Annotated in this window: 6 protein-coding genes and 2 tRNA genes; 5 read left to right on the top strand and 3 right to left on the bottom strand. The window is 67.5% G+C overall.

The features are described 5' to 3' along the window. Positions 1–104 precede the first annotated feature (104 nt). From ITJ67_RS19425 to ITJ67_RS19415, 3 genes are read right to left on the bottom strand one after another with little or no spacing between them, the layout of a single operon-like run. The gene (locus ITJ67_RS19425) at positions 105–2,141 is read right to left on the bottom strand and encodes a PTS fructose transporter subunit IIABC (protein ID WP_194678746.1); all 2,037 of its coding nucleotides are present in this window, start codon (positions 2,139–2,141) and stop codon (positions 105–107) included. Next, positions 2,138–3,115, bottom strand: a complete 978-nt coding sequence (locus tag ITJ67_RS19420) for a 1-phosphofructokinase family hexose kinase (protein WP_194678745.1) — start codon at positions 3,113–3,115, stop codon at positions 2,138–2,140. Before ITJ67_RS19420 ends, ITJ67_RS19425 begins: the two co-directional genes overlap by 4 nt. Beyond that, positions 3,112–3,897 (bottom strand): DeoR/GlpR family DNA-binding transcription regulator, encoded by a 786-nt coding sequence (locus tag ITJ67_RS19415; protein WP_194678744.1) that lies wholly within the window; start codon positions 3,895–3,897, stop codon positions 3,112–3,114. Before ITJ67_RS19415 ends, ITJ67_RS19420 begins: the two co-directional genes overlap by 4 nt. Before the next feature lie 127 nt (positions 3,898–4,024). On the opposite strand from ITJ67_RS19415, the gene ITJ67_RS19410 reads away from it, so the two are divergent. The 5 genes from ITJ67_RS19410 to ITJ67_RS19390 all read left to right on the top strand — a co-directional run bounded on the left by ITJ67_RS19410 (position 4,025) and on the right by ITJ67_RS19390 (position 7,725). Further along, positions 4,025–4,888 carry an inositol monophosphatase family protein gene (locus ITJ67_RS19410; RefSeq protein ID WP_323741511.1) on the top strand — a complete coding sequence of 288 codons (864 nt, stop codon included), beginning with the start codon at positions 4,025–4,027 and terminating at the stop codon, positions 4,886–4,888. A 270-nt stretch (positions 4,889–5,158) separates the two neighbouring features. After that, positions 5,159–6,418 (top strand): M23 family metallopeptidase, encoded by a 1,260-nt coding sequence (locus tag ITJ67_RS19405; RefSeq protein WP_160074905.1) that lies wholly within the window; start codon positions 5,159–5,161, stop codon positions 6,416–6,418. A 96-nt stretch (positions 6,419–6,514) separates the two neighbouring features. Further along, positions 6,515–6,586, top strand: a tRNA-Thr gene (locus tag ITJ67_RS19400). Between the two features lie 35 nt (positions 6,587–6,621). Then, positions 6,622–6,695: transfer RNA gene (locus ITJ67_RS19395), tRNA-Met, on the top strand. A 163-nt stretch (positions 6,696–6,858) separates the two neighbouring features. Continuing rightward, on the top strand, positions 6,859–7,725 hold the full coding sequence (locus ITJ67_RS19390; RefSeq protein WP_160074907.1) for a Cof-type HAD-IIB family hydrolase: 867 nt from the start codon (positions 6,859–6,861) through the stop codon (positions 7,723–7,725). Positions 7,726–8,226: the final 501 nt, after the last annotated feature.

The raw sequence follows: 8,226 nt of genomic DNA, 5'->3' as shown, positions 1-8,226 counted from the left end.
CGCTTCGGGATGGGAAGCTACCCATCCCGAAGCGAGAAACTCATCCCGAGAAATCGTGCGGGCCGGGCGCGGAGGCGTTGACCTCCGCACCCGGCGGTCGTGGACTAGTGCGCCATCTCGCCCTGGAGCGATGCGGCGACCGGCACGTCGGCGTCGACGGGCGCCTTGCGTACCCACTTCTTGAGGGCGACGACGGTGAGCGCCGAGATGACCATGCCGATGATGATGGCGAGGACGAACCAGAGCAGGTTGCCGATGGCGAAGAACACGAAGATTCCGCCGTGGGGTGCCTGCGAGGTGACGCCCATGGCCATGGTGATGGCGCCCGTTGCCGCGCCGCCGAGCATGCTGGCAGGGATCACGCGCAGCGGGTCGGCTGCGGCGAACGGGATGGCGCCTTCGGAGATGAAGGCGGCACCGAGCAGCCAGGCCGCGCGACCGTTCTCCTTCTCCACGGGGGAGAAGAGGCGGGGCGCGATGGACGTTGCGAGTGCCATGGCGAGCGGCGGGACCATACCGGCGGCCATGACGGTTGCCATGATCATCCACGGTGCCTGGTTGTCGAACGAACCCGCACCGAGGCCGGCGACGGCGAACGCGTAGGCGACCTTGTTGACGGGGCCTCCGAGGTCGAAGCACATCATGGTGCCGAGGATGATGCCGAGGAGGACCGCGCTTGCGCCGGTGAGGCCCGTGAGCCAGCTGTTGAGGCCGTTCGTGAGGGCTGCGATGGGTCCGCCGAGGAGGATGACCATGAGTCCGGAGGCGATGATGGAGGCGATCAGCGGGATGATGACGACGGGCATGAGGCCGCGCATCCACCGCGGTACGTTCCACGAGCCGATCCAGTAGGCCGCGCCACCTGCGATGAGGCCACCGACGATGCCGCCGATGAAGCCGGCGCCCATGATGCCTGCGACGGCACCGGCGACGAATCCGGGTGCGATACCTGGCCGGTCCGCGATGGCGTAGGCGATGTAGCCGGCGAGGGCTGGTACGAGGAAGCCCATCGAGGCCTGCCCGATGGCGGATGCGACGGCGCCGAGGTAGACGAGGAGGCCCGAGCGGGTTGCCTCGTCCGGGGGCAGGTTGAAGAGGGAGTTCTGCAGGATGATGTCCGTGTTGCGGCCATCGCTGACGATGTCGTAGCCGCCGAGGAGGAATCCGAGGGCGATGAGGAGGCCACCACCTGCGACGAACGGGATCATGTAGCTGACGCCGGTGAGCAGCCAGCGCTTGATGCGGGCGCCGACGCTCTCGTTTGCGGTGTTCTCGGAGGCTTCGCTGGAGTCCGCTGCGGGGACGCGCTTCGCGTTCGGGTCCTTGGCAGCGGCGACGGCTTCGTTGAGCAGCTCGTCCGGGTGGTCGATGCCGCGCTTCACGGGCGACTGCACGACAGGCTTGCCGGCAAACCGGCCGCGGTCGCGCACATCGACGTCGTTGGCGAAGATGACGGCATCGGCGCGCTTGATGATGGCGGGGTCGAGGGGGGTGACCTTCGAGGAACCCTGCGGCTCGACGTAGAACTCGATGCCCATCTCCTTGGCCTTCGCCGTGAGCGCATCCGCCGACATGAAGGTGTGGGCGATGCCGGTGGCGCAGGAGGTGACGGCGACGATCACGGGGCCGGTAGATGCGCCGCTCGCGGCGGGGGCTGCCTGTGCGGCTGCGGCTGCTGGCTTCTCTTCCTCGGGCTCGAGTGCCTTCTCGACGATCGCGACGATCTCTTCCGGGGTGGTCGCGGCGCGGAGCGAGTCGTTGAACTCGGGGACCATGAGGGAGCGGGCGAGCTTCGAGAGCATCTGGAGGTGCTCGTCGTGGGCGCCGTCCGGGGCCGCGATGAAGAACACGAGGTCGCTTGGGCCGTCGTGAGCGCCGAAGTCGACGCCTGGCGTGAGGCGCGACATGGCGAGGGTGGCCTCGGTGACGGCGCCGGAGCGGCAGTGGGGGATGGCGATGCCGCCGGGGACGCCTGTGGCGCCCTGCTCTTCGCGGGCGAGGGCGTCGGCGGCGAGCGCCGCGGCGTCGGTCGCGCGGCCTTGCGAGACGACGCGTTCGGCCAGGTTGCGGATGACATCGGTCTTGTCCGCACCCAGGTCGACGTCGAGGGCGACGAGCCCTGGCGTGATGTAGGTGGTCATGATGCGTTCTCCTTGGTGCTGCTTGCGAGGTGGGTGATGCGGACGAGGTCCGGTCGTGTCTGTTCTGGGGAGGGGACTCCGCTGCCCGGCAGAGAAGCGGCGGCGCTTCCGTGGGCGACGGCTTGGGCGAGGGCGCGTTCGGGGGCTGCCCCGGTGACGCTCGCGAGCAGGTAGCCGGCGAGCGACGAGTCGCCCGCTCCGACGGTGCTGCGCACGCGAGTGGGTGGCGGGGCGGCGAAGAGGCTTGTCGTGGCGTCACGGTAGATGGCGCCGGCTCCGCCGAGGGTGGCGAGGACGGCGTCGGCTCCGTGCTCGAGGGCCCAGCCCGCTGCGTCGGCAGCGAGCTGCGGGTCGGCTTCGAGGGCGTCTCCGTCGGCGATGCCGCTCAGCTCGGCGAGCTCGAAGGCATTCGGCTTGATGAGCTGCACGCGGGTTCCGGATGCGAGGAGCGCTTTGAGCGGTGCGTCGGAGCTGTCGACGGCGACGCTGGGTGCGGCCTCGCCGAGCTCTGCGCGAACCGCCTCGATGAGGGCTGCGTAGAAGGAGGAGTCGAGGCCGAGTGGCAGGGAGCCTGCGAGGACAAGCCATTCGGCGTCGCGGGATGCTGCGATGACGGCTACGACGAGGGCGTCTGCTTCGTCTGCGGTGAGGTGGGGCCCTGGCTCGTTGAGCTTGGTGGTGGTTCCGTCCCCCTCGGTGATGGCGAAGTTGGTGCGAACTCTGCCTTCGATGCGCACGGGCAGCATCCGCAGTCCTTCGGCTTCGACGAGGTGCGTGAAGTCGTCATCGGCGGAGGCTGGGAAGACGGCGAGGTTGTCGAGCTTGGAGGCGCGGAGGGCGCGGGACACGTTGATGCCCTTGCCGCCGGCCTGCGATTCGCTGCCGGTGAGGCGCTGGACGTCGCCGCGAGCGAGCTCGTGGGGGAGGGCGAGGGTTCTGTCGATTGCCGGGTTGGCGGTGACGGTGACGATCATGCGAGCACTGCTTCCACGTCGTTCTCGGTGAGCGCGGCGGCGAGTGCCGTTCGCGGGGGCTGGTCGGTGACCAGTGCATCGACGCTGGAGAGCGGTGCGATGTGGGTGAGGGCGTCTTGGTCGAACTTGGAGGCGTCGACGGCCACGACGACGCGTCTGGCGCCTCGGCACATGGCGGATTTCACGGCTGCTTCGTCGGGGTCCGGGGTGCTGAGCCCGAAATCGGCGCTGATGCCGTTGGTGCCGATGAAGGCGAGGTCTGGGCGGAGCGCGGCGAGCTGCGTGAGGGCGCTGGGGCCGACGGCAGCGCTGGTGAGGCCTCGCACGCGTCCGCCGATGGCGATCGTGGTGAGTTCGCTGCGTGCGGCGAGGAGGGCGAGGATGGGGAGCGAGTTGCTGATGACCTGCAGCTTGGCGAGTTCGTCGGCGGGGCGTCGGACGAGGGCGGCGGCGATTTCGGCGGTTGTCGTTCCGGCATCGATGAGGATGGACCCGTTGAAGCCGCGGGGGATGAGCCGCTCTGCGGCTTCGCCGATGCGGACCTTCGCGTCGTGGTTGAGGGGCTGGCGTTCGGCGACTGCGGTTTCGGCGAGGCTGCCGAGGGAGTTGCCGACGGCGCCGCCGTGGACCCGCCTGACGAGGCTCTCCAGCTCGAGCTGGTCGAGGTCTCGGCGGATCGTCTCGGGGGTGACGTCGAGGTCGCTCGCGAGTTCTCGCACGGCGACTTTCCCGTGCTGCGTGATGCGTTCGAGGATGAGCGCGTGCCGCTCCGTTGCGTACATGGATGCTCCTGTGCGATCCGGGTGTTGGTTCTGGTGGAGAGCGTACGCGGCAAACGGACGTAAAACAAGAGAAGCAAAGATAAACACAGAAAGACGCCGGAAGCCCGGCGTTGCTACGCTCCAGGGCGTGCCAGAACTCGACGATGCTCAGACCGTTCACGACGCCGACCAGTTCACTCCCGATGAGCTCCGAGCGTTCCTCGACCTCGCGGTGACGGTGGCGACGGAGGCCGCCGAGCTCGTCGCTGCTCGCCGCCTGGAGGGGGTGGCCGTCGCCGACACGAAGTCGTCGTCGGTCGACATCGTCACCGCCTCCGACAGGGAGTCGGAGGCGCACATCCGTCGTCGTCTCGAGGCACTGCGCCCCGGCGACGGGTTCTTCGGCGAGGAATCGGACGCGTCTGCGAGCACGACGGGGCTCACCTGGGTGGTCGACCCCATCGATGGCACCGTCAACTATCTCTACGGCTACCCCAACTACGCGGTGAGCGTCGCCGTGGTCGTCGGCGACCCGGGGTCGGAGCCCTCGAGCTTCACGACCCTCGCCGCGGCCGTCGTGAACCCGGAGGGGCGCGAGACCTTCACGGCGGTGCGTGGCCAGGGTGCGTGGTGCAACGGCGAGCGACTTGAAGTGGATGCTGCCCCTCCTCTCGAGCTCGCTCTTGTCGGCACGGGGTTCAGCTACTCCGCCCAGCGCCGGGTGCAGCAGGCTGAGCAGTGGATGACGCTGTCCGGGCACGTGCGCGACCTGCGCCGTGTGGGGGCCGCTTCCCTCGACCTGTGCAACATCGCGATCAACCGACTGGATGCCTACTACGAGTCGGGGCTGAACCCCTGGGATCATGCCGGTGCTGCTCTGGTTGCCCGTGAGGCGGGTGCAGTTGTCGTGGGTGAGGGGCTCGGGCGCGAGGGGCGGCGGCTGATCATCGCCGCGAGGCCGGGTCTGGAGCAGGAGCTCGTTCGCTACGTCAGGGTCCTGACGGACGAGTAGCGCTGCCCCTCGCGGGCGGCTCCTGACGGCTCGGCGTGGTTTGTAACGGCTCAGGCTGGGTTCGGCTCGCCCGGGTGTGGGGTGAATTCAGACGCGATCGAGGACGCCTCCTCCTGTCCGTCTCCCGCGTGTTTCCGGGCGTGGCGGCCCGAGTCGCAGCCGTCTCGACCGGGCGAGGCCGAGGAGGATTCCCTGGAGACCTTGAAGTTTCCGTGACCTGCGCGTTACTATTTACCAGTTCGTTATAAACCGCGGTAAGGATATGAATCGTTGACTTCCCTTCTCACATCGGGCCAGGAGCAGGCTCTGCCGGCGCCCATGACCCGTCGAGAACTCCGCGAAGCAGAGCGTCTCGCATCGCTCGCGACCATCGCACCGGCGGCAACTCCCGAAGCCTTCAGCTCGCGCCGCGCTCGGCGTGAGGCGGAGCGCACGACGGCTCCCGTCGCCTCGGCCCCAGTCATCACGGCAGCGCTCGCACCGAAGATCGTCTCGGCTGGCCAGGCCGAGACTGCTCCGGTCGTCTCCGCACCAGCCCCGGCCCCGGCGTCCATCTCCACGCCGAGCATCGCCGAGGTTGCCCAGATCCGCTCGGACGACACCGAGTCGACGGCACGCATCGAGCGAGCCTCGGTCGCGGTGCTCGAGGTTCCGCTGAGCTTCGCTCGCAACGAAGAGGCGCTCCGTCCCGAGGTCGACAGCAAGACGGGCCGTCGCGGACTCGTTCGCGTCAAGAACTCGGAGAAGTCGCACAAGAAGCGCGGCGCGCTCCTTCGCGGCGCAGCTGGCGTCACGGCGCTCGGCTTCGCCGCCACCATCGCCGTCGTCTCGACGATGCCCGCGAACGCCACCTCCACGCAGGAAGATCAGGTCGCAGGCGACAGCTCAGCAGCGCTCGCCGACGCCGTCTCCTCGGTCCCCGGCCAGACCCTCACGGTCGCCGGCGGCGAAGCCACCACGGTCGAGCGCGAAGACGCCTACGCCGTCACGACCATGGGGTCGGCCACGGCGGCCAACCTCATGAGCCTCGTCGACCGCGGCACGTACAAGAACGACCTGTCCTCGACGGTCCAGTGGCCCTTCCCGGTCGGCGTCGCCATCACCGACGACTTCGGTCCTCGCGTCTCGCCCGGCGGCATCGGCAGCACGAACCACATGGGCATCGACTTCGCACCTGCGCAGGGCACGCCGATCGGCGCGATCGCCGGTGGCACGGTCACGAGCGTCACCCCGACCGACAACGGCGGACTCGGCGTGCACGTCATCGTGCAGCACGTTATCAACGGCCAGAGCTACGAGAGCGTCTACGGCCACATGCTGACCGGCTCCATCGGCGTCAAGGTCGGCGACGTCGTCAAGGTCGGCGACGAGCTCGGCAAGGTCGGCAACACGGGCGCATCCACTGGCCCTCACCTGCACCTCGAGGTGCACACGGCGGATGGCAACAAGATCGACCCGATCGCCTTCCTCACGCAGTTCAACAACGTTTCCACGGTCGTCACGATGCCCGGCGAGAGCGCGGGCGCGTAACACGCGGCACACCACGAGGGTGGTGTTCTCACGGGGTTCCGTGAGGTGCTATCCTCATCTGGTGCCATTCCGAGCCACAAGCTCGATTGGCATCTTGCCCCGATAGCTCAGTGGTAGAGCACTTCCATGGTAAGGAAGGGGTCGTCGGTTCAAACCCGACTCGGGGCTCTGATCTTGGGTGCGAAAGCATCCTCGACACCCATGGCTGGGTAGCTCAGTTGGTGAGAGCGCACGACTCATAATCGTGAGGTCGAGAGTTCGAATCTCTCTCCAGCTACAGATCAAGACCCGGTTGCCATTCTGGCCACCGGGTCTTCTGCATTCCGGATGCTCCTCTGGGCCCCGGTCGCTCTTCTGCATTCCGGCATGGTCCTCTACGTTCGGGGCGGCATAGGCTTGTCTGGCCGAGCCCCCTCTCGGCAGAATCATCGTGAGGTCACATGCCAGAACGCTCGTCCACTCCCAAGATCGCCTTCCTCGATGTCGACGGCACGATCCTCGACCACGGTCGCCGGATAGCGCCCTCCACCGTCCGCGCGATTCGGGAGGCTCGCGCCGCTGGCCACCTCGTCTACCTGTGCACGGGGCGAGCAGCGGGGCACATCCCTGAGTCGGTTCTCGAGATCGGCTTCGACGGGGCCGTGACGAACGGGGGTGCGTTCGCCAAGGTGGGTGACGTTCTCGTGCACGGGGAGACCATGCCGAGGGCAGAGCTCGACGCGCTGCTCGCGCACTTCGAGGAGTACGAGCTCCACTACCTCCTGCAGACCAACCGGCGGGTGTACGCCTCGGCGCGTACTCGAGCTGCCATCCAGGAGCACCTTGCGGCTGCCCGCGTCGACAAGTCGGAGCCGCAGACGGCGCCGCAGGCCGGCTTCTCTGCAGAGCCGATCGAGGACGCCCCGCTCGACGAGATCGCGAAGGCCGTCTTCTTCACCGAGGAAGCCGGTGCTGTGGAGCGTGCGCGGCAGGAGTTCGGCGAGCGATTCCACATCGTGCGCGGGAGCATGCCCCTGCCTGGTGGTTCGGACGGCGAGATCGGGTTGCACGGAACGACGAAGGGCGCCGCGATCGAGAAGGTGCTCGAGCACCTCGGGCTCGACCGTGCTGATGCGATCGGCATCGGCGACAGCTGGAACGATGTCGAGATGTTCGAGGTGTGCGGCGTCGGAATCGCGATGGGCAACGCAGCCCTTGAGCTGCAGGAGCTCGCGGACGAAGTCACATCGACGGTGCTGGAGAACGGCATCTTCGACGCGTTTGCACGCCACGGGCTCGTGACGGCGGATGCGGCTGCCCTGAGCTGAGTTTCACTCAGGCAGGCGGGCGCGTCCCTCCTCACGTCAGGGTGCGCCGGCCGGGATAGTCGATCCGGGCGATGACTGGCCGTTCCAACGGGGACCCGCCCTCCGGGGCAGGCCGAAGCGAGGCGGGCACCGCATGCCGACTCAGCACTCGACCGCCGAGTCAACGTCCCTCCTGGTCTGCGACACGCCCGGGTTGCGCCCTGGTTTGACCCCAGGAACGGCGCGAGGGTAAGTTACACAGGTTGCTTCCGAGCGGCCGGGAAATCGGCTTGAAGGAGCACAACGAAACTGAACATCAGGACCTGGAATGTCCAGTGGCAATTGCGAATCTCGCACAGCCCAAGTTGACAAGGTTCCAAACCTGATGTAGGTTAGAGAGGTTGCTCTCGGGAGAAGGTCGAACAGGCCGGAAACGAGAAGCGTCCGATTCTTGAGAACTCAACAGCGTGCACTATGTCAAATGCCAATTTGATCCCGTGCCTCTTCCTTTGGAGGGGGTAA

Source organism: Pseudoclavibacter sp. VKM Ac-2867, from assembly GCF_015351275.1.
Lineage (GTDB): Bacteria > Actinomycetota > Actinomycetes > Actinomycetales > Microbacteriaceae > Pseudoclavibacter.
This window is presented reverse-complemented; position numbering and strand designations above follow the sequence as displayed.

Coding starts and splice junctions, on each gene's coding strand:
- ITJ67_RS19425 (WP_194678746.1), bottom strand. CDS start 2,141: ATGACCACCTACATCACGCCAGGGCTCGTCGCCCTCGACGTCGACCTG.
- ITJ67_RS19390 (WP_160074907.1), top strand. CDS start 6,859: ATGCCAGAACGCTCGTCCACTCCCAAGATCGCCTTCCTCGATGTCGAC.
- ITJ67_RS19420 (WP_194678745.1), bottom strand. CDS start 3,115: ATGATCGTCACCGTCACCGCCAACCCGGCAATCGACAGAACCCTCGCC.
- ITJ67_RS19415 (WP_194678744.1), bottom strand. CDS start 3,897: ATGTACGCAACGGAGCGGCACGCGCTCATCCTCGAACGCATCACGCAG.